Below are 20895 nucleotides of genomic sequence, written 5' to 3'. Positions count from 1 at the left end.
AGGCGTCAGGAACTTGAGATGATCGCTTAACTATTCGGTTCGGAAATTTTGTCCTTGGCTTCGTAGCTCCTTCCATCGCCAAAAATCGGAGAGCTCGTTGCGGGCATTATTCAGCACTTCGCTTGGTGGGGGATGAAGAACATATCGACGCGCCGCAAGAATTTGATCGGACCGGCTCATATTCCCGAGCCCGGGGAATAGGGAGTGGGCCTCTTCGGAAAGAAATGACCCCGTCTTCTCCGGGTTCGTGGCGGCAAACCAGATGATGAAGGCGCCTACGATATCTGGAGCCCGCCGTGCGGCCATCGAATAGTCGATGCAGGCAGTTAGAATGACCCCATTGCAGTCCTCAAAGACTAAATCTTCCGTCTCGGCCTCCGGGTCTCGATCAGCGTGCTTTGAGAAATTTCTCGCGACGTTGATCAGAGCGTTCAATTGGCCAATCTCCCAGCCCTGTTGCTCTGCCACATGCTGCTTTATTCTGGTGCCGCCGCTCTTCTTTAGAATCGCGTCGCATATTTCCGAGGCATTCGTCGCCAGCTGATAGACGGCGATCGGCTCGATGAAAAACCAATGAAGGTGGATTGCGGCAAGTAACTGTCTGCGGGCAGCGTCCAGCTTTGTGATTGTGGCCATTCTCCGTCCTTTAACTACCTTTGGCGCGGCAAGCGCGGAAGCCAAGGCTTTGAATATCCCCGTCGTGCGTCATCCCTTTGCCTTTTTGACCCGAGCGCCCAGCACAAGAAATGATTGGGCTCGCTGACTATGATGCGAGAGGAGTCGAAGTCGCTCAAAATCTTTCGCCATCTCGCCTCAACTTCATCAACCTCGCGAAGTCGTGAAAAGGCGCCTATCGAGTGTCAATAGATGAACTAAAAGGGGGATTGAAAGAAAATGGTGCCGCTTGCAGGACTCGAACCTGCGACCCCATCATTACGAATGATGTGTCAGACAAAAAAATCGTATAACGCTATCTAACAACTGATTGGGTGAAACCCGTAGAACGCCAACAATATCAATATCATAGAGTATCGCAATTTAACAGTAGCTATCACTTGCAATCATGCTTATGATTTTCCCCGAGGTTTCCCCGGCGGTTCCGGAAACTTTGAGGGATCGAAAATGACGAGAGCAAAGTCACCGTTTACTGTGAAGTCGGTCGAGGCCATCAAGGCAACATCCAAGCGGCAAGAAATCCCTGACCCTGGCCTTAGGTTTTTATCTCATCGTACAGCCGCTTCCGGGTGGAGCGAAGAGTTGGGCCGTCCGATATAAGGGCAAGCCAAAGTATACCATTGGCAGCGTCGCAATCTGGACGCTCGCGGATGCCAGAAAAGAGGCCGGCCGCATCATGCGTGCCTGTGACGAGGGTCGTGATCCGCACGCCGCAAAGAAGGAAGCGGCAAGCGATGATAATCTCGTCGAGAACGTGCTTGTTGAGTTCGTAAAGAGGCATGTGAAGATAAAGAACCGTGCGTCTACGGCGCGCGAACAGCAGCGCTTCATCGACAATGAACTTCTGCCTCGATGGAAAGGCCGCCATATCAAGGCGATAACCAAGCGCGATATTGTTAAAATGTTGAACGAGATCGTTGACCGGGGTGCGCCGCAGTCGGCGCTTCGTGTCAAAGCACTCGTCAGTAAGTTCTTCGCCTGGTGCGTCGGGACAGATCGACTTGACGCTTCGCCGTGCACCGGTATCGAACCGCCTGCGGTTATCACAAAACGCAAGCGCGTCCTTTCGCCAGACGAAATTCGACTGGTGTGGAAAGGTGCCGATATCATTGGCTGGCCGTTCGGCCAGCTGACGAAGTTGCTCCTGCTAACCGGGCAGCGCCGGGAGGAAGTGGCGGGTGCAAGCTGGGCCGAATTTGATCTCGACGCGGAGCAGCCAGTTTGGACAATTCCGGAGCATAGGGCGAAAAACGGCAATGCGAATGTGGTCGCGCTCGCACCTGCCGCGCTAGCTGTACTTGCATCTCTGCCGCGCGTCGCGGGGAAAGGCGATCTCGTTTTGACAACAAATGGCGAGACATCGATCAGCGGCTATTCGCGCGGCAAGCGGCGGCTGGACGAGGCCATGCAGGCAGTCGCCCGAAAGGAGGCTTGCGAACGCGGAGACGACCCGAACAAGGTGGAAATTCCGGAATGGACACTGCATGACCTGCGACGAACGTTCGCCACTGTGGGCGGCGATATCGGCATCCTGCCTCACACTATCGAGGCCATTTTGAATCACGCCCGTGTTGGGATCAGCGCGCACTACAATCACGCTCGTTACGAGGCCGAAAAAACCACCTCGCTGATGCAGTGGGCGCGCCACATTGAGATGATCATTGCCAATCAGGGTTCGAATGTTGTCCCATTAAAAAAAATCCGCAAGGGAAGGTTGCTCGACCAAGCGTAAATGCTGGTGAATGCGGATCATTGATAACATTGATAAAGCTAAGATCTCGCGAAAGAAAACCTATTTTAGGATAGGCTAAAGGCAAGAAGAGCTTGCCGCTAAAAGCAAGAAGAGGTTGCCAAATCAATAGGTTAGTGAAAATTTGGTGTTGCCCGAGTGCGCGCGACTGCTGTAATCTGAGAGCAAGTGTTTTTAGAAGGACAGCACAATGGGCAAGCGGTTTTTGACCCAACCCCAGCTAAGGCTGAGGTATGGCAACATCAGCGACATGACGGTCTGGAGATGGATCAAGGCCGGTCGCATTCCAGAACCGGCATTATTCGGCAACCGGAATTATTATGCCGAGGATGAACTTGATGAGGCTGACCGTCGGGCCAAGGCCGACTACCGCCAGGCACGGGGACAGTCGTCCATGCACAGGCCGCACAGCAAAGGTGCTGCCGTCGACGCGGCTGATACCAAAACAGATTAGAGCCGCCGCTATTTGCGCGCGCGACGGCTCCTAGGCATCAGAGTTTTCTCGGGGGCGAGAACTGCGAATCTAGCATACCTTTCAAGCGCGTCAAAACGGCGGGTTTCCTGATTGGAGACTTGCCCCCATGAAGCACATTCCCGACATATTGCCGGTCGTCCGCAGCCGGCGACCGCGAAATATTGCGGTTCAGGCGCAGTTTTTTGCCGATGTCATTGAAGTCCGCGTTACCCGTGACACCCCGTTCGAAAATGATGACGGCACCTGGGGAAGTATGATCACACCGCCGCCCGGTCGCGGCTGGGTTCCCATCGATAGCCACCGCGAGCGGCACACGAAGTGGCAGCGACGCACGCCGGTCGTCTGGCCGATCCTGCCATCCTCAGACGGATGGAGGCGGCGATGATGTCGGCGCGCGATATCACGGCTGCACTCGGCGGCTTCTGGCACGGCTCCTACGGCATGGCGAAATGTGCGGCGCATGATGACCGCTCGCCGTCGCTGTCAATCCGCGACGGCAGTGACGATAAGGTGCTGGTGAAATGCCATGCCGGATGCGATCAGGCCGACGTGATCGATGCGCTCCGGCATCGCGGCTTATGGCCGCGCCGGCATGATGATCCGGAATCATCGCGCGCCCGGTCGCCGTCGCGCTCTTCGAAGCCAAGGGATGATCGCAACGAAACATCCCGCATAGCGCTTGTCCGCCGTCTGTGGCGCGAAGCAGAGGACCCGCGAGCGCCGCCGGTCTCCGCCTACCTCCGCCACAGGGGCTTGCCGCCGCTGTCCGACGATCAATTGCCCGTCTTCCGCTTTCATCAGGCTTGCCCGTTCGGCGGTGAACGCGTGCCAGCGCTGATTGCCCGGTTCTCGCCGATCGAAAACGATCCCGGCCTTGACGCCGAGCCGACGGCAATCTTTCGAATTCGCCTCGACCGCTATGACGGCGATAAGCGCAAACTGGCGCTGGGGCCGTCGAGCGGGCAAGTCGTCAAGTTGGACCGGGACATTTCTCTTGCGGGCCTTGGTGTCACGGAAGGCGCCGAGAAGGGCCTGGCATTAATCGCGAGCGGCTGGCAACCGATCTGGGTGACGTGCGGCACCTCAACCATGCGCAGCTTCCCGCTGTTGCCCTGGATGCAGGCGTTGACGGTTTTCTGTGACGGCGACGACCCCGGCCGTGAGGCCGCGCTTGCTGCCGCCGGCCGTTGGCATGACGCCGGCCGCGAAGCGCGCATCCTTCAACCGCCATCGCCCTACAAGGATTGGGACGCTTGGTATCGTGGAGGTGGTGAGACATGAGCCACCGCACCGTCGATGACATCGAGCGCGAGGCCGTTCGGATCGAGCCGGGATTTGGAGTGGGGCCGAGCGGCGAATCCAACCGCGACCATCATCCGTCCGCGCGTGGCTACGACAACCGTTTCAGGTCAAAGCCTGATGATCGAAACGGAAGCCAGCAGCAGCAGCCGCAAGAGGAAGACCAGCCGCTTGAACCGCTCGAAACCTTCTCGGTCGCCGACTTCGCCGGAAAGCCTGTTCCCGAACAAAAATTTCTAGACGGGCGACAGATGTTCCCGGCCCGCAACGTCACGCAGCTGCAGGGCGATGGCGGCACCGGCAAGTCGCTGCTCGCCATGCAGCTTTGTATGGCGGTCGTGGGGCGCAGCACATGGCTCGGAATCAGCGTCCGCCACGGCGCGGCGCTCTATGTGTCCGCCGAGGACGACAAGACGCAAAACCATATCCGCGCTGCCGCGATTGCCGCTGCTGAAGACCTCGACCTCGCCGCCATGTCAGGACTGCAGATCATATGCCTCGCGGGCGAGGACGCGACGCTGGCGACCGAGGACCGCAAGGGCCGGCTCTCCGTTACCTCGCTTTTCAAGCGCCTCGAACTGACGCTCGCGAACGTCAAACCGCAGATCGTCGTGCTCGACAACCTCGCCGACGTTTTCGGCGGCAACGAGATTTCGCGCTCGCAGGCAAAACAGTTCATCGGCATGTTGCGCGGTCTCGCGATCCACTTCGATTGCTGCATCCTGCTTCTCGGGCATCCCTCACTTACCGGGCTGAATAGCGGTTCGGGGACATCCGGTTCGACCGCCTGGTCGAATTCCGTCCGGTCACGGCTCTATCTGTATAAACCGACCGACCAAGGCACCGACGACGGGGCGCGCGTGCTCGAAATCATGAAATCGAACTACGGCCCTCGCGGCGATCCGATTAACCTCAAGTGGGACATGGGCCGCTACATCTGCACCGACAAGCCGGAACGGGCCTCATCGAATATCGGCAAGGCGGATCGCGCCGAGCGCGTGTTCATGAAGCTGATGCGCGCCGGCCTCGAACATGGGCAGACGTTCTCGCCCTCCATCAGCGCCCGCACCTATCCACCGTCGCTGTTCGCCGGCAGCAACGAAAGAGAGGGCGTAAATAAGCGAGAATTCGAGCGCGCCATGCACGTTTTGCAGGACAGGGGCGACATCAAAACCGTCATTCTTCACCCCGGAACAAGCCGGGAAAAAACCATACTGGTGGTTGCAAATGACAACGGCTGATTTTCCACCTCAGGTAAGCCGCACACACTACTATGTCGCTGTGTGCTGCACCCCCACCTATGTCATTGTTTTCATTGCATTATCGCCGTGTGGTGCACACACACCCTATATCTACGATATAAAGGGCCGCTTGGCGGCGGCCCGTAATATCGACAGACGGAACGATAAAGCCGGACCTCCTATTTGCGGCACAAGCTGCGGCGCAACATGGGAGAGAAAGTATGATCGATTCCGTCACGACTGCCGCCGCCGCAATGAACGACGAGATCCCCCGTGCCACGCGCTGCCGAAGGGCCGGTGGCCTAGGTTCTTCCCGGCCAAATACTCAAAGCGGGAGGGGCGGCAGCGCAGTGGCTTTGACTATATGCAAAACCTCTAAATTAACCACCACCATGATGATTGTAGAACCATGAACAAACTTCACGTTTCGAGCCCGATGGACGACGTCATCAGCCTGGTGGAGCACCTCGACCGAGTGCCGACGTCTTGGGCGCGCAACATGGCCGCCCGCCTAAACCGGTTCGTTTCCGGCGAAACGGATGATGTCGCAGCAGCGCTCGACCTGAAAACGGCACGCGGAAAACGCGGCTGGCGCTCGGCGTCGCTGGTTGCCGCTCGCGACGCCGCAATTCGGGAAGCCGCTGAGACGTTCTTTCCCGCGCTAAAACCGTCGCAGCAGGCCAAAGAGCTGGCGGCAGCGCTTCTACGCTATCAAGCTTCCGCCTGGTGCATCGATCAGCGGCAGCAAAACTGTCCATACAAAGCCAGCGACTTGCATGCGGCGCTCTGGCTCATCCTCACCCGCGTCGATTTTGCGCTGTCGGCCGAGAGGATCAGGAAAATTTTGGTCACGAGTTAGGGCTTTTCATGACCACGCTTTCGGGAAATCCTTAGGCAAACGAATTGAGGCAAGCATGTCAAAACTGATCGTAGACGGCGAGCTGATGCTTTACGGGCCGGTCGGCTTCACGGATTTTTGGGATGAAAGCGGCTTCACCAGCTCGCAGGTGATCGAGGCTTTGGCCGAGCTTGACGGCGACATCGTCGTGCGCCTCAACTCCGGCGGCGGCATCGCCATGGAGGGCTCGGCGATCCACAATGCTCTGAAGCGCCACGACGGCAGGGTGATCGTGAAGATTGACGCGATCGCCGCCTCGGCGGCTTCGTTGATAGCCATGGCTGGCGACGAAATCGAAATGTCTCTCGGCACGCTGTTGATGATCCATGAGCCGTCCGGAATGACCCTCGGACCGGCCGACGATCACCGGCGCACAGCCGGTGTTCTCGACACGATGACCGGCGTGTTTGCACAAGTCTATGCCGACCGCACCGGCCTTTCCGAGAAAGAAATCCGGCAAATGATGAAGGATGAAACATGGATGGCGCCGCAGGAGGCGCTGGCCAATGGCTTCGCCACCTCGGTTTCCGAACATGCACCGACCGCGCCGACGGCCGATGCGGCGTTTGACTATAGCAGCTACGCAAAAGCGCCGGATCGCCTGAAGAGGCTTGCAGGAGAGCGGAAGGCGATGGGTCTCCCGATGGTGGCGGTTGCGTCCGCTCCGCACAAACGAAAGGAAGTGACCATGACCGAACCGAACGTGGCTGCGGCCGACGACCAGGCGGCCGCCAAGATGCAGGACGTCAACAGCCGCATCTATCAGCTCTGCACCACTGCGAAGATGACGCTGGTGGAGGCAAACGAAATCGTGCTCAACGCGAAGGGTGATTTCGCAAAAGCACAGACGATGGTTATCAACGCGCTCGCCGACAAAGAGCCGGGCGGCGGTCGGGTGTCACCGTTGGTTTTGGACGACAGCTACGGCTCGATGATGGTCGCCCGCGATATCGAGGATGCGCTTTATGCCCGGATCGCTGGCAAGCCTGCTCAGGGCCGCGCTTCGGAATGGCAGGGCCGCAGCCTACTCGAAATGGGGGCAGCTCTGCTGGAGGCGCGCGGCGAGCGGGTCATTTCGCGAAATCGCGATCGGCTTGCCACGCAGATCATGAGCAGCGGGTCGACACACAGCACGTCAGACTTTCCTTTTGTCACGGGCAACGCGGCGAACCGCTTCATGCTCGATGCGTATCGCGCCGCCGAAACACCGCTGAAGCAATTGGCACGTGTCCGTAACGCCGCCAATTTCAAAGCCATGACCATCGGCCGCATGTCGGAAATGCCGAGGCTTGAAGAGGTGCTTGAAGGCGCCGAAATCACCTACGGCTCGCGTTCGGAGGCGAAAGAAACCTACCGCGTCAAGCCATATGCGAAAATGTTCGGCATCTCGCGGGAAGCGCTGATCAATGATGATCTCGACGCCTTCTCCGACACGCTGCGGGCGTTCGGCCAAGCCGCCGCGCAAACGGAGGCGGATTTGATTGCCGACCTTCTGCTCGACAATAGCGGCCTCGGGCCGCTGCTTGATGACGGCGTCACGCTCTTCGCGAATGCACGTGGAAACAAAGCGGTTACGCCATCCGCGCTGACGATCAGCAGCGTCAGCGCTGGCCGCAAGGCGCTGCGCGATCAGAAGGGCCTCGACAACGAGACGCCACTTTCGCTGAAGCCGCAGTTCCTCATCGTCGGCTCTGATAACGAAACGACGGGCGAGCAAATAATCGCCGCGATCACGCCCTCGGCAACCGAGGAAGTAAACCCATTCTCCGGGAAACTCACGCTGCTGGTCGAGCCTCGCCTTGAGGATGCGGCCTGGCGGCTCTTTGCATCGCCCGACCAGGCGCCGATCCTTGAGATTGCCTACCTCAACGGTGTCCAGCAGCCGAAACTGGAAACGCGCGAAGGTTGGAACACGCTGGGAACCGAATTCCGGGCGATCCTCGATTTTGGCTGTGGCATCACCGGCTGGCGTGGCGCCTATCTCAATGAGGGCGAATAAACGCCCGGATCAACCGAGAGGACCGAAAATGTCGGAACATTACTCGCATTTGACCGACGACGAGATCATGGCCGAAGGTGCAAAGATCGCCGAGGAGTGGGCGCAGGGCAAAATTATATCGATCGACGAACTTTGCGCCCGCTTAGGTGTCACGCTGGAAACGGCTCTTGCGTTGGGTGCCGAGGAAGCATCCCGGGTTCATGGCCGGCCGATGAAGATCATTCAAATCGACTCGATCAATTGAGTGGCGGCGGCAAAGGCTATCTGTGGCGACAGGACGGAATGACTCGCCGGGTCTTTACGCGAGTTCGCTTTCAGAAGCCGTTTCTGTTTCACCTTCCTCAGCGACAACAGCTGAATCATCTGGCTGCTGTACAGGGATCGCGGCAATGATCGCTTCAACGAGGATAAAGATTTTTTCAAACTCTCTAAAAGAGGCTGCGTCCAAGGTTGGCACGATCTCTTCGGCAAAAACTTTCTTCCCGTCGGCAACCGTCATCTGCCAAATCTCTGTCCCGTCAACTGACGAGACAACCTTGCTGCCGCACTTGGTGACAAGAGGAAGTCCTCTCAGTATCAGACCGCGCCCATCTTTCTTGGTGTTCAACGCAGCAATTGGAAACATAAATTCGAGGCAATGATGGCTGCTTTTGGCAAGATCCGGTTCACCGTCAGGAACAGGAAGCAGAATCGCGTATGCCTTCCCGTTCTTTGAGGCTTTGACGTCTGAGAAGAGGTCCTGCTTAGCGAAATTAGCGTCGAGAGCCCAACATTTTTGGCCCTCCTCGTCGCGATCAAAAAGACCGATTACTAGACTGTGGCTATCTGCCATGATTGAGCGCAAGCAGATCGCCAGTTGCGCGGCGCCAGCAGCGTCGTTCTTTTCCGTTTCGCTCAATACATTACAAGATTTGATCGCGAACGGTGGCGCCGTTCCCCTAAGTTTTCGCCAAGCTTCCTTGAGAATTAATACGTCTGTCTTTCCTTCGGTCAGCAACACGGGAATTTTGACAGCCTCAACTTCAGCCATTGTGGCGGCAAGACTCGCAGCGGCTTCTTCGGCTACTAAGATGCGCTCCTGAAGTTTTTCGTGAAGCTCGTTCATCAGTTTAATATGACCGAGTTCATCTGCTACGAGCATATACGGATCCTCGATGACGAGGCGATTCCGTCGCGCGCTGTTCAAATGCAGAAATTCGGTATCATGACCCTTCCGCTGAGCCATGTAGATCGACTGCCCTTCGCGATTCACGTCTATGAACGCTGGGGAATGCGTAGTGAGAAAAATCTGGGCGTTCTTGCAGTATGATTTAGCCATCGTGTCCGCAAGTTCGAACGCTCGTTTGTATTCCATCGAATTTTCGGGCTCTTCAATCCCCCACACGTGCACCTTAGTAGAACGTTCTGCTATGTAATTCAGAATAGCAGGGAGAAATCGTACCCGGACACCATCTCCCCTGTTGTCCAATGCGACTGACTCTTCGAAGGGACCAGCCGTCTTGATATTAAATGCACGAAATAGATCGGCGTAGGTAGAAGGAAGAGATATTCTCGCGTCTACGCCGGTGATTTCTTCGAACGCCTGGCGAAGCTCCTGCGCTTGATTTTCCAAGTCGTTACTGAATCGTTCGATATCTTCAATGAAATTACCGCCTGATGTTTCACTTTGTTGAAACAGAACGCTCTGAAGCTCCGACAATACAGATTGAAAAATACTCCTATCCTTAATGGCTGGGAGGTAGGTAAAAACGATAGAGTTCAAGAAACGTTGAAGGCTTCCTTCCGCTTTATTCTTCGTTGTTTGCAGACTCCCAGATGAAATATGACGTTCGAGGTCATGGGTGAAGTTTGGGCTCTTACTATCCCTAAACCAAGTCTTTCGTACCCTAAAGCGAGGCGGTAAAGTCTTTTGAAATGAGTCTTGACAATTAAATTCAATTTCAATCTGTATAAACTGCTTACCTTTAATAGAATCTCGTCGAACAGCGTTAAAACGAGAGTGGGAAAACTCCTCTCGAAAAACAATATCGGCACCATGTTCGTTTTTTTCATTGAAGAAAAGGTTCAATGCTCGAAGTAGATTCGATTTTCCTACATCATTGCTTCCGGTGATTATATTTACCGGTTTGCACTCACGAATTCTCTGTGTGTTTATGGAGCGAAAATACTTTACTTCTACGCTGTTGATGAGATTTGGATTCTTCCGCATGGCGCCCTGAGCCGAATCAATTGCGCCACCAGTTTAGCGCGCAATCACAGTGACTGAAGCATCTTCTTAGGGATACATGGTTTGCCCTGTGAATATCGCTGCATGCAATGGGCGAGATAACCTTTTGGATAGATGTTCGCCGTGCGCTAACGCGATTATGATATTTCGCGCGACATGGCGGAGATGGGGGCATGCGTCACCGGCCGCGCGGGGGGTGCCTCGACACATGACCGACGATCAATCTGTTGAGTCTCAAAACAGCGCGTGGATTGCCGAGCAAGAGCGGCTCATTGACGTTGTAGAGTCAACAATCGATTACTATCAGAACGTGACCGATAGAACACGCGTGACGCAGAGAACGTTCGTGATTGCGACGATGGTGCTCGGGATCATTGCTCCCATTCTTGTGGCGGGAGCAAGGCCCGATGGTGCGGGGCTGTTCGGAGTCCCTCCAGTAACAATCAATTCCATTGCAATCGTCATCACAGTGCTTCTCTCCATAATGGAAGGACTTCGCCGCATTTTCCGACATGAGCAGCGATGGATAAGCTGTCACATAGCTTTAATGGCCCTAGAAACCGCGCTCGGACGCTTCCGGTATTTGATCGTAAACGTTCCTCCTGGCGCGGACGCATGGAAACTGGCCATGAGCGATCTTCGAACAGAGTTCGAAAACATCACCGTGAGAGAGCGGGAGGTATTCTATTCCGGCATGAGTTCGCTTGCGCCAAAGGAGGACAAGGTAAAGGAGCACCAAGGAATTTGAGCCCAGGGGCCGCAGGACTCATGCCGATTGGAATTCTCGGGAAGGGATTTAAACCCACGGTACGATTCCTCGTACGGCGGTTTTCAAGCGGCAGTCGAAAGCGTGATGAAGTACACGGGACTTGCGACCTTGACGCGTTGCGGTTTGATTTTCGAGGGTGCGGGTACCGGAATGAAAGGCGACAACTTCGGGAGGAGGACGAAGGTTTCCCCAGGATTTTCCCCTAAGGGATATCCTCAAGCAAATCGTATTCTGTTCGGAGCTCTATTGATTTGTTTTTATTGATGTTTTTGGTGCCGCTTGCAGGACTCGAACCTGCGACCCCATCATTACGAATGATGTGCTCTACCACCTGAGCTAAAGCGGCCCCTCGCGGCCGAAGCATGCGGCCTGCGATTTGCATGGCGCTGATACAGCCATTGTTGGAAGATTTCAAGCGCCCTGTCATGGCTTTGGCAAAAAAGAGGGGAGGGCGCCTCAGAGCGCCAGCCGGGTGCGCGCCGCCCTGTATTCGACCTCGAGGCGGTCGACGAGTTTGGCCACCGGCTCGACAGTCTTGACGGCGCTGATGCCCTGGCCGCTGCCCCATATGTCCTTCCAGGCCTTGGCGCCGCCGACGGCCTGCTCGAAATCCATCTTCGAGACATCGGCAAGCGGCAGATTGTCCGGGTCCATGCCGGCAGCGACGATCGAGGGCTTGAGGTAGTTGCCGTGCACGCCGGTGAAATAGTTGGAATAGACGATATCGCTGGCAGCGCCTGCGACGATCGCCTGCTTGTAGGCGTCCGCGGCGCGCGCCTCTTCAGTGGCGATGAAGGGCGAGCCGATATAGGCCATGTCGGCGCCCATCGCTTCTGCGGCAAGGATGGCGCCGCCGGTGGCGATCGCACCGGCCAGCAGCAGCGGCCCCTCGAACCATTCGCGGATTTCCTGGACGAGCGCGAACGGCGACAACGTGCCGGCATGGCCGCCGGCGCCGGCCGCGACCGCAATCAGCCCGTCAGCCCCCTTGCGGATGGCCGAATGGGCGTGGCGGTTGTTGATAATGTCGTGCAGCACGATGCCGCCATAGGAATGCACGGCCGCATTGACCTCGGGCACGGCGCCGAGCGAGGAGATAACGATCGGCACCTTGTATTTGACGCAGAGTGAGAGGTCGTGCTCCAGCCGCTTGTTCGACATGTGGACGATCTGGTTGACGGCAAAGGGGGCGGCCGGCCGCTCCGGATGGGCGGCGTCGTGGCGGGCAAGCTCCTCGGTAATCTCCGCCAGCCATTCGTCGAGCTGGCTTTCCGGCCGGGCGTTCAGCGCCGGAAACGCCCCCACGATGCCCGCCTTGCATTGCGCCAGCGTCAGCGCGGGATGCGAGATGATGAACAGCGGCGAGCCGATGACCGGCAGTCTCAATCTGTCCTTGAGGATCGGGGGCAGGGCCATCGTTCACCACTTCCATTGACGTTTACGAAAACGTCAATCTCATAACAGAGATGAAAAGCCGATAAAAGAGCGGCTGCCATGCCTTCGTCGATTTCAGCCCGAATATATACGTCCGAGAAAGCTAATAGAATAAGGCCCGCAAGCGGTGAAACCTGCCGATTATCCCCGCCGATCGACGGCGGCCCGCCCTCGCAAGGCTTGCGGTTTGCCGCACTTGACGCTACCGAATTTTGATGGAGAACGGCGGGGATTGCAGTCCGATGCCGAATTCAAGGTGAAGGACTGAATGTGAGCGGATTAGAAACGGCCATCAGAACTGCGCTCGAGAATTCCGATCGCGATAATCCGGAGGTTCGAGCGAGGATCTATCAGTCCGCCCGCCAGGCGCTGGAAGCCGGCCTGCGCAAGCAGGATATCACCGACACCGAGGTCGTCGCCCATCACCGCCATCGCCTGGAAAGCACCATCCACGCCATCGAAGGCGAAGAGCGCGACCGCCTTCACCCACGCCAGAGGCCGCCTGAAGTGCCCGTGCCGCCCGTGGTGGAAATGCCGGCGCCGCCGGTTCACCAAGCCGAAATCGATCAGTTTGACGGTCCCATGGTCTCAGGCGAGACCCGTGCGCCCGACGTGGCCCCAAGCCGCGGCGACGAGTCCAGCCTCGACGACGTGCATGCCGGGAGTGCCGATCATCTGGCTGCCGCCCCCGTCGGCGAGGAACGCCTTGCCCGCGGTCAGCGCGCCACCAATATGGATTTCCGTCCGGAGCGGGCGGCAGGCCGCCGCAAGCCGCGAAAATTCTTTTCGAGACTGCTCGTCTGGTGCGTGCTGCTGGCCTTCATCGGCATCGGCGCCTGGTGGGCGCATACATCAGGTCTGCTGATGTCGGCGGCAGAGCGCGACACCAGCGTTGCCAACCCGCCGGCAAGCACCCAGCCCGAGGATTTCACCGGCAATGACGATAGCGACGGCAATGCCGCTTCCCACACCGATCAGCCGGTGACCATCGATCCGCAGAACAGTTTCTCGGCCGATTGGATCCCGCTGTTCAAGCCTGAGGACGCCGACAAGATCCAAAGCGGCCCGCGGGCGCGCACCGAAAAGATCGCCGAGAATGACGGTCCTGCCGTCCGGCTGATTTCCGAGAGCGGTACGGCCGATGGCAACATCTCGATCAGCGTACCCCCCTCGGTGCTGCAGCAGCTGGCCGGCAAATCCTCGACGATCGCGCTGACGCTGCAGTCCACCACCGACGAGCCGACCCAGATCACCGTCGAATGCAATTTCCAGACGCTCGGCAATTGCGCCCGCCATCGCTTCAACGTCACCCGGGAAAAATCGGATGCGCTGCTGCAGGTGAAGTTCGACCGCTCGCTGGCGCCGAATTCGCCGGGCACGCTGACGATCAACAGCGATCTCGACGGCAAGGCGCGCGGCATCAACCTCTTCGCCATCCGCATCCTGCCGGGGCAATGATCTCAGCCCCGGCGGAGCCGGTGCCCTATTTCAGAAAACCTGGGCCTGAGCCGATGATCTCCGCATCGACCGCTCCCAGCGCCTTTTTGTCCTTGCCGTCATAATCCATCTTGTTCAGCATGTGGCGGATGAGTTCGAGGCGCGCCCGCCGCTTGTCATTGGCGCGGATCACCGTCCACGGCGCAAAATCCGTATGGGTTTCCTTCAGCATCCGGTTGCGCTTGTCGCTGTAATCGCTCCATTTCGTCAGCGCCGCGATGTCCATCGACGACAGTTTCCAGACTTTCAGCGGATCGTGCCGGCGGTCGTGGAAGCGCTTCAGCTGCATCTCGCGGCCGATATCGAGATAGAATTTGAAGAAGAAGATGCCCTCATGGGCGATGATCTTTTCAAGCTGCGGCGTCTGCTTGAGGAAGTCTTCATATTGCTGCGGCGTGCAGAAACCCATGACCGGCTCGACGCCGGCGCGGTTGTACCAGGAGCGATCGAACAGCACGAATTCGCCGGCCGTTGGAAACTGCGCGACATAACGCTGGAAATACCATTGCCCCTGCTCGCGCTCGGTCGGCTTGGTCAGCGCCACGACGCGCGCAAGGCGAGGGTTCATATGCGCAGAGGAGGCGGAGATCGCACCGCCCTTGCCGGCAGCGTCCCGTCCCTCAAACAGCGCCATCACCCGCTTGCCGGTCGCCTGCAGCCAGAACTGCACCTTGACGAGTTCGATCTGCAGCTTTTCCAGCTCCTCCAGATAGTCCTCTTCCTTGAGCTTCTTCTTGTAGGGAAAATCGCCGGATTCCAGCGCATGTTCGTCCACCCAGTCCGGCAGAATGGGATCGTCGACATCAAAGGTGCGTTTCTTTCCGCGGATCTCCAGCTCCACGGCCCTGTTTTCGACGTCCTCGTCCATATGCTCCTCCTCGGCCTGATCGTTTCTCTCGTGCAGGCGAACATAGTTACCGTTGAAAATCAAATCTTTCGCGGCCGGCCGGTCATTTTTCTTAAGCTTCGGCTGCGGCCTTTCCCATCTCAGAGGGCCAGCCGAAAACTTCTGTCATGAATTGCCGCTATCAGGCAGAGTTCAATATAAAGAAAAACGAATCGACGCCGCGAGGGCACTTGCCAGACGAAACTCCATGGAGAAAAAGCCTGTTGGCGCGCATAAGGCGCGAGCGGCCGGTGCTGCTTGCGGCGATCCTCAGCGCGCTTACCGCGCTTGCCGCCGGCATGAACAAATGGGTTGTGCTTGTCCTGCTGCTTGTGATGATCCTCACCGCGCTTTTCAACGAGGCGCCGATCATCGAGGCCGACCCCGCTCCGCCGGTGGAGATCGAGCCGGAGGCGCCGCCAAGCCGCCTGCCGGAGGTTTCTGCAACGCTCGCCGGCCTCGATATCCCCGTCATGGTGCTGTCGGACGACGCCTCGGTGCTCTTCCAGAACCGCGCTGCCGAAAAGGCCTTCGGCGAGATGGCGCTCGGCGCCCATATATCGGCCCGCCTGCGCTCGCCGGGCGTGCTCGACATGGTGCGCGAAACCATCGCCACCAACGCGCCGAACCAGATCGAGCATTCCGAGCGGCTGCCCTCCGAGCGCGTCTATATCGTGCGCAGCGCGCCGATTGAATTCGCGGCCGGAGACGGGCCGCATGAGCGCTATTTCATCCTCTCCTTCCGCGATATTTCAGAGGTCCGCCGCATTGACCGCATGCGCTCGGATTTCGTCGCCAATGCCAGCCATGAGCTGCGCACGCCGCTTGCCTCGCTGCGCGGCTTCATCGAGACCATCCAGGGACCGGCCAAGAACGATCTGAAGGCGCAGGCGCGTTTCCTCAACATCATGCTCGATCAGACGACGCGGATGAGCCGGCTGGTCGACGACCTGCTGTCGCTCTCGCGCCTGGAGCTGAAATCGCACATCGCCCCGGATGAGAAGATCGATCTGGTGCCGCTGCTCGGCCATGTCAGAGATGCGCTGGTGCCGCTGGCAAGGGATGTCGGCGTCGACATCAACTTGCATCTGCCCGACGGCAAGGTCGAGGTGCTGGGAGATCGCGACGAGCTTGTCCAGGTCTTCGAAAACCTGATGGAAAATGCCTGCAAATACGGCCAGGAGGGCGAGATCGTCGATGTCTGGCTGAAGAACGGCACCGGCCAGCCGGTCGAGGTCAGCATCGTCGACAAAGGCCCCGGCATTCCGGCCGAACATGTGCCGCGCCTGACCGAGCGCTTCTATCGCGTCAGCATCGAGGATAGCCGCTCAAAGAAGGGCACCGGCCTCGGCCTTGCCATCGTCAAGCACATCCTCACCCGCCACCGGGCGCGGCTGATCGTCAAGTCGGAAGTCGGCAAGGGTACCGATTTTACCGTCCGTTTCTGACAGATATGTCGCGTGAGGAACGGAGAGGCTGCCGCAAATCTCTTCTCCCCTCGGGGAGAAGGTGCCGGCAGGCGGATGAGGGGGCCACACGGCACACCCTCACGTAAAACCTATTCCGCGACACCGTGCCCAGGGCCCTGACGATGGTCGAGACGACGCCTGCACGGTTTGCACGGGTTATAGGAAAGACCGGCTTCGCTAGGCCCCCTCATCCGCCCTACGGGCACCTTCTCCCCGAGGGGAGAAGAGGGAGTCGAGACGCTGCGGCATGTCCCTTCGCCCCGTCTACGAGGGTCCGAAGGGCGGTGACGGCAGCCGGATGCAAATAACGCGGAACGACTTTGATGAAAGAGCGCAAGCCGGAAAGCCGCCGCTTCGCTATTCGCCACCGATATGCAGCCGATTTTTGCAACGCAAGGTGGATTGACTGCCGGTCTTTGCTGGCCGCCCGACACGATCGATCGGCCTATTTAAAATATATCATTATAAATCAATGAGTTAATCTGTCACAAATGTTTCATCGCTTTGACATAAAAGGACGGTGCTTACAGCGCTAAGAGAGTCTCGCCGATGAAAAAAGGCACTGCGAGGGCCTCTCTAAAGGCCGCACTCACACAAGCCCAATGCCGGGAGATTTACATGAACACCTTCAAGCTCACCGTTGCCGCGCTCGCTGCAACCGCAGCTTTCGCTGGCGCTGCCGTCGCCCGCGACCAGATTCAGGTTGCTGGTTCGTCCACCGTCCTGCCTTACGCAAAGATCGTTGCCGAGTCCTTCGGCGAAACCTTCACCAACTTCAAGACGCCGGTCGTTGAATCCGGCGGCACGGGCGCTGGTCTGAAGGAATTCTGCAAGGGCGTTGGCGAAGACACCATCGACATTGCGAACGCCTCGCGTCCGATCAACAAGAACGAAGCCGAAGCCTGCAAGGCTGCCGGCGTAACCGACATCCAGGAAGTCAAGATCGGCTACGACGGCATCGTCTTCGCAACCGACGCTTCCAACCCTGACGTCGCCTACGTTCCTGCCGACGTCTACAAGGCCCTCGCAGCCCAGGTCGTCGTCGACGGCAAGCTCGTCGCCAACCCCTACAAGAAGTGGTCGGAAGTCAACCCGAAGCTTCCGGCTGTTGATATCGCTGCCTACATCCCGGGCGAAAAGCACGGCACCCGCGAAGTCTTCGAACAGAACGTTCTCGCCGCCGGCTGCAAGGCCTCTGGCGCAACCGACGTCATCGCCAAGGAAATCGCCGACAAGGCTGCCCAGGGCAAGGCCTGCGTCGCAGTCCGCAAGGACGGCGTTGCCGTTGACATCGACGGCGACTATCCGGAAACCCTCGCACGCATCGCCGCCAACAAGACCGGCGTCGGCGTATTCGGTCTTTCCTTCTACGAAAACAACGCCGACAAGCTCAAGGTTGCGAGCATGAGCGGCATCGTTCCGTCCACCGAAACGATCGCTAACGGCACCTACCCGGTTTCCCGCCCGCTGTTCTTCTACGTCAAGAAGGCACATCTCGGCGCCGTTCCGGGCCTGAAGGAATACGTCAACTTCTTCGTCTCCGACCAGATGATCGGCCCCGACAGCCCGCTCGTCGAATACGGCCTCGTTGCCGCTCCGGATGCCGAACGCGACGCGATCCGCAAGGACGTCGAAGCAGGCAAGTCCATGTAATAACTTTGCCGGCGCGGTGCCTTTCAGCCCGCGCCGGCATTGCCTTATGTCCCTGCGCGCCGGCGGTTCTGGAGCTGCAGGGTTGGAATTCCTTCTCCATGAGTGGAAGCTGAAGGCAGGCTGATGAAGCTGCCGGGCTTTTTGGGGGCTATGGGCCTGGGGACGTAACGAATGAGCACATCCATTATACTTTTGTGCATTGTGGTGATCGGAGCCGCCGCCTATCTGGTCGCGCGCAACCGTGCCACGGCGCTTGCCGGAGGCCGATCCTCCGCATTGCATTCACGGCCGGCCTATTACGGCGCCTATGCGGCGATCTGGGCGGTTCTTCCCGCCCTCATCGTCCTTTGCCTCTGGCTCTCCATCAGCCCCGGCATCATCCAGTCCTCGGTTCGCAGCGCTGTCCCTGACGACATCAAGGCTCAAGCCTCGGTCGAGCAGGATCTTGGTTATTCGATGGTGGCGACGGTCGCCCGCGGCCTGACGATGCTGACCGCGGATGAAGCTGCGGCGGTCTCCAGCGATCCGGCTGCCCTGCAGGCCAAGCTCCTCGAAAAGGGCGTGCCGCTTGCCGGCCAGCCGCTGCCTTACATGCTCGACGCCGCCAAAAAGCTCAACACCATGAGCATGACGAGCCGCATCGCCATGACGGCTGTTGTCTTCGCTCTCGCGGTTGCCGGCGCCTTCTATGCGCTGCGCTCCATCGCTCCGCGCTTCCGTGCCCGCAACCGGGTCGAGCGCGTCATGCTCTGGGGCCTGCTGCTCGCCTCCTCGATCGCCATTCTGACGACGATCGGCATCGTGCTCTCCATGCTGTCGGAAGCCGCGCGCTTCTTTGCGGCCGTTCCCGCCATGGACTTCTTCTTCGGCACCGTCTGGGATCCGCGCTTTGCCGGCGCCGGCAGCTCGTCCTTCGGCCAGTTCGGCCTCATCCCGTTGCTGCTCGGCACGATTTATATCGGCCTGGTGGCGATGCTGGTCGCCGTGCCGGTCGGCCTCTTCGCCGCCATCTACATGGCCGAATACGCTTCGCCGAAAGTGCGCGGGGTCGCCAAGCCGCTCCTCGAAGTGCTCGCCGGCATTCCGACGATCGTCTACGGCTTCTTCGCGCTCGTCACCGTCGGCCCGTTCCTGCGCGATTTCTCCGCCCAAATCAGCGGTCTTCTCAGCGGCAACTACAGCAACTTCATCCAGGCGCAGAGCGTTCTGACGGCCGGTATCGTCATGGGCATCATGCTGATCCCCTACGTGTCCTCGCTGTCGGACGACATCATCACCGCCGTGCCGCGCGCCCTGCGTGACGGTTCGCTCGGTCTTGGGGCCACACGCTCCGAAACCATCAAGAAAGTGGTTCTCCCCGCCGCTCTTCCCGGCATCGTCGGCGCATTGCTGATGACGGCCTCGCGCGCCATCGGCGAAACCATGATCGTCGTGCTGGCCGCCGGTGTCGCCGCCCGCATCCAGATCAACCCCTTCGAGCCGATGACGACGGTGACCGTCAAGATCGTCAACCAGCTGACTGGCGACCTCGAGTTCACCTCGCCGCAGACGCTGGTTGCCTTTGCCCTTGGCATCACGCTGTTCTGCATCACGCTTTGCCTCAATATCTATGCGCTCTACATCGTGCGCAAATACCGGGAGCAGTACGAATGACGGATATTGTTTCTCCCACATCAGGCGTCACCGTTTCCAAGGCGCCAGTGCGACGCGATATCGGCATCAAGCGCCGCTACGCCGCCGAGCGCCGGTTCCAGGCATATGGCATCGCCGCCATCACCTTCGGTCTCGTCTTCCTCTTCATCCTGCTGTGGACGGTGATCGGCAAAGGCTATACCGCCTTTCAGCAGACGGCGATTACCCTGCCGATCGAATTCTCCGAGAAGACGATCGACCCGAACAATAAGCGTGCGACCGACCCTTCGGTGCTGATCGCTGCCAACTACCCGGTTCTCCTGCGCGACGCGATCGTCAAGCAACTGAACGTCAATGCCTCGAGCCGTCCCGATGTGCGCGATGCATCCGCGATGCTCTCCAAGGGTGCGCCGGTCCAGCTGCGCGACATGGTCGTCGCCGATCCGTCGATCATCGGCAAGACGGTCAATGTCACGGTGCTCGCCGACGCCAATGTCGACAGCGCCAACAAGGGCCAGATCGACCTGTCGGTCGACGAAAAGAACCGCAAGGTCAACGACAAGCAGGTTGCCTGGATGAACGAGCTGAAGGCGAGCGGCGCTCTCCACAAGCAGTTCAACACCGGCCTCTTCGTCAACGGCAATTCCAGCCGTCCGGAGGCCGCAGGCCTTGGCGTCGCCCTCATCGGCTCGCTCTATCTGATGCTGATCGTCCTCGTGCTCGCTCTGCCGATCGGCGTCGCCGCCTCGATCTATCTCGAGGAGTTCGCACCGAAGAACAAGCTGACGGACCTGATCGAGGTCAATATCAACAACCTCGCCGCGGTCCCTTCGATCGTCTACGGCCTGCTCGGTCTTTCCGTCTTCATCAACTTCATCGGCCTGCCGCGCTCGGCTTCGCTGGTCGGTGGCCTGGTGCTGACGCTGATGACCCTGCCGACGATCATCATCGCAACGCGTGCGGCACTGCGCGCCGTGCCGCCGTCGATCCG

Annotated in this window: 17 protein-coding genes, 1 tRNA gene and 1 pseudogene; 14 read left to right on the top strand and 5 right to left on the bottom strand. The window is 58.7% G+C overall.

Features of this window, described 5'->3' with window-relative positions:
• Window positions 1-30 precede the first annotated feature (30 nt).
• A complete protein-coding gene (locus tag MOV76_RS26510; RefSeq protein WP_247265642.1) occupies window positions 31-636 on the bottom strand; it encodes a hypothetical protein in 606 nt (201 codons plus the stop codon).
• A 562-nt stretch (window positions 637-1198) separates the two neighbouring features.
• Here MOV76_RS26510 and MOV76_RS26505 point away from each other — a divergent pair.
• The 8 genes and pseudogenes from MOV76_RS26505 to MOV76_RS26470 all read left to right on the top strand — a co-directional run.
• Window positions 1199-1342, top strand: a pseudogene (locus MOV76_RS26505) (Arm DNA-binding domain-containing protein); the annotation flags it as partial.
• Window positions 1343-1351: 9 nt separating this feature from the next.
• On the top strand, window positions 1352-2407 hold the full coding sequence (locus tag MOV76_RS26500; RefSeq protein WP_247265641.1) for a tyrosine-type recombinase/integrase: 1056 nt from the start codon (window positions 1352-1354) through the stop codon (window positions 2405-2407).
• Between the two features lie 208 nt (window positions 2408-2615).
• A complete protein-coding gene (locus tag MOV76_RS26495) occupies window positions 2616-2879 on the top strand; it encodes an AlpA family transcriptional regulator (RefSeq protein ID WP_247265640.1) in 264 nt (87 codons plus the stop codon).
• Between the two features lie 339 nt (window positions 2880-3218).
• Window positions 3219-4181 (top strand): toprim domain-containing protein, encoded by a 963-nt coding sequence (locus MOV76_RS26490; protein WP_247265639.1) that lies wholly within the window; start codon window positions 3219-3221, stop codon window positions 4179-4181.
• Entirely contained in the window at window positions 4178-5440 is a 1263-nt protein-coding gene (locus MOV76_RS26485; protein WP_247265638.1) for an AAA family ATPase, read from the top strand. The genes MOV76_RS26490 and MOV76_RS26485 overlap by 4 nt, the downstream gene beginning before the upstream one ends.
• Before the next feature lie 436 nt (window positions 5441-5876).
• Window positions 5877-6299 (top strand): hypothetical protein, encoded by a 423-nt coding sequence (locus MOV76_RS26480; RefSeq protein WP_247265637.1) that lies wholly within the window; start codon window positions 5877-5879, stop codon window positions 6297-6299.
• A 55-nt stretch (window positions 6300-6354) separates the two neighbouring features.
• A complete protein-coding gene (locus tag MOV76_RS26475; RefSeq protein WP_247265636.1) occupies window positions 6355-8337 on the top strand; it encodes a head maturation protease, ClpP-related in 1983 nt (660 codons plus the stop codon).
• A gap of 49 nt (window positions 8338-8386) precedes the next feature.
• Window positions 8387-8581 (top strand): hypothetical protein, encoded by a 195-nt coding sequence (locus tag MOV76_RS26470; RefSeq protein ID WP_247265635.1) that lies wholly within the window; start codon window positions 8387-8389, stop codon window positions 8579-8581.
• A gap of 54 nt (window positions 8582-8635) precedes the next feature.
• On the opposite strand, the gene MOV76_RS26465 is transcribed toward MOV76_RS26470, so the two are convergent.
• Window positions 8636-10546 carry an ATP-dependent endonuclease gene (locus tag MOV76_RS26465; RefSeq protein ID WP_247265634.1) on the bottom strand — a complete coding sequence of 637 codons (1911 nt, stop codon included), beginning with the start codon at window positions 10544-10546 and terminating at the stop codon, window positions 8636-8638.
• Between the two features lie 226 nt (window positions 10547-10772).
• On the opposite strand from MOV76_RS26465, the gene MOV76_RS26460 reads away from it, so the two are divergent.
• Window positions 10773-11312, top strand: coding sequence for a DUF4231 domain-containing protein (locus tag MOV76_RS26460; RefSeq protein ID WP_247265633.1), 540 nt, complete (start codon window positions 10773-10775; stop codon window positions 11310-11312).
• A gap of 291 nt (window positions 11313-11603) precedes the next feature.
• On the opposite strand, the gene MOV76_RS26455 is transcribed toward MOV76_RS26460, so the two are convergent.
• A tRNA-Thr gene (locus MOV76_RS26455) sits at window positions 11604-11679 on the bottom strand.
• A 110-nt stretch (window positions 11680-11789) separates the two neighbouring features.
• Window positions 11790-12749: a nitronate monooxygenase family protein gene (locus MOV76_RS26450; RefSeq protein WP_130750663.1), complete on the bottom strand. Its 960-nt coding sequence runs from the start codon at window positions 12747-12749 to the stop codon at window positions 11790-11792.
• A gap of 288 nt (window positions 12750-13037) precedes the next feature.
• Between MOV76_RS26450 and MOV76_RS26445 the strand changes: the two genes are divergently transcribed.
• Entirely contained in the window at window positions 13038-14225 is a 1188-nt protein-coding gene (locus MOV76_RS26445; protein WP_130750665.1) for a regulator, read from the top strand.
• Window positions 14226-14250: 25 nt separating this feature from the next.
• Here the strand turns inward: MOV76_RS26445 and ppk2 are convergent, their stop codons facing one another.
• The gene (gene ppk2, locus MOV76_RS26440) at window positions 14251-15132 is read right to left on the bottom strand and encodes a polyphosphate kinase 2 (protein WP_130750667.1); all 882 of its coding nucleotides are present in this window, start codon (window positions 15130-15132) and stop codon (window positions 14251-14253) included.
• A gap of 242 nt (window positions 15133-15374) precedes the next feature.
• On the opposite strand from ppk2, the gene phoR reads away from it, so the two are divergent.
• From phoR to MOV76_RS26420, 4 genes are all read left to right on the top strand, one after another.
• A complete protein-coding gene (phoR, locus tag MOV76_RS26435) occupies window positions 15375-16598 on the top strand; it encodes a phosphate regulon sensor histidine kinase PhoR (protein ID WP_130715548.1) in 1224 nt (407 codons plus the stop codon).
• A 639-nt stretch (window positions 16599-17237) separates the two neighbouring features.
• Window positions 17238-18272: a substrate-binding domain-containing protein gene (locus MOV76_RS26430; RefSeq protein WP_247265632.1), complete on the top strand. Its 1035-nt coding sequence runs from the start codon at window positions 17238-17240 to the stop codon at window positions 18270-18272.
• Between the two features lie 171 nt (window positions 18273-18443).
• Window positions 18444-19925: a phosphate ABC transporter permease subunit PstC gene (gene pstC / locus MOV76_RS26425; RefSeq protein WP_166465796.1), complete on the top strand. Its 1482-nt coding sequence runs from the start codon at window positions 18444-18446 to the stop codon at window positions 19923-19925.
• On the top strand, window positions 19922-20895 hold a 974-nt coding region (locus tag MOV76_RS26420), incomplete at its 3' end, for a PstA family ABC transporter permease (RefSeq protein ID WP_247265631.1). The genes pstC and MOV76_RS26420, both read left to right, overlap by 4 nt.

The organism is Rhizobium sp. PRIMUS64 (assembly GCF_023006465.1).
Taxonomy (GTDB): domain Bacteria; phylum Pseudomonadota; class Alphaproteobacteria; order Rhizobiales; family Rhizobiaceae; genus Rhizobium; species Rhizobium leguminosarum.
This window is presented reverse-complemented; position numbering and strand designations above follow the sequence as displayed.